The sequence below is a fragment of the Streptomyces sp. sk2.1 genome (genome assembly GCF_008120935.1).
GTDB lineage: Bacteria > Actinomycetota > Actinomycetes > Streptomycetales > Streptomycetaceae > Streptomyces.
In genome coordinates this window covers 19,265-20,038 of sequence record NZ_RDBO01000025.1, presented here as the reverse complement: position 1 = coordinate 20,038, position 774 = coordinate 19,265, and the positions used below count along the sequence as shown (strand labels likewise).

General features: G+C 69.1%; 1 protein-coding gene. It reads left to right on the top strand.

Annotation, left to right across the window (positions count from 1 at the left end; translation table 11 throughout):
• A partial coding sequence (locus EAO76_RS11595; RefSeq protein WP_148835847.1) for a transposase occupies window positions 1-716 on the top strand: 716 nt, incomplete at its 5' end.
• Window positions 717-774: the final 58 nt, after the last annotated feature.

Here is a 774-nt window from a genome sequence, read left to right as displayed (position 1 = left end):
TGAGCCCGCGGCAGTTCGGCAAGCTGGTCACCGCGCTGCGGCGCGAGGGTGCCGACCCGGTCCGCAAGGGCCGGCCCTGGAGTCTGCCGCTGGAGGACCGGGTCCTGCTGGTCGCCGCGTACTGGCGCACGAACCTCACCCTGCGCCAACTGGCTCCGTTGTTCGGGGTGTCGAAGTCGGCGGCCGACCGGATCGTCGATCACCTGGGCCCTTCGCTCGCGCTCCAGCCGCGCAGGCGGTTCCGCAAGGACACCGTGCTGATCGTGGACGGCACCCTGSTGCCCACCCGCGACCACACCRTCGCCGAGCGGTCGAAGAACTACCGGTACTCCACCAACCACCAGGTCGTCATCGACGCGGACACCCGGCTCGTCGTCGCCGTCGGCCGGCCGCTGCCCGGCAACCGCAACGACTGCAAAGCGTGGGAGTTGTCCGGCGCGAAGGACGCCGTCGGCAGGACCACGGTGATCGCGGACGGCGGCTACCGCGGCACCGGCCYGATCATTCCGCACCGCCGCGAACGCGGCCAGACCGAACTCCCGGACTGGAAAGAAGAACACAACGCTTCCCACCGCAAGGTCCGCGCCCGAGTCGAGCATGCCTTCGCGCGGATGAAGACCTGGAAGATCCTCCGCGACTGCCGCCTGAAAGGCGMCGGCGTCCACCACGCCATGCTCGGCRTCGCCCGCCTCCACAACCTCACCCTCGCCGGATGACCGGGAAACAACGCTGGTCAACCAGCATGCCGTAGATCATTTACGGGACAGCGCTTAG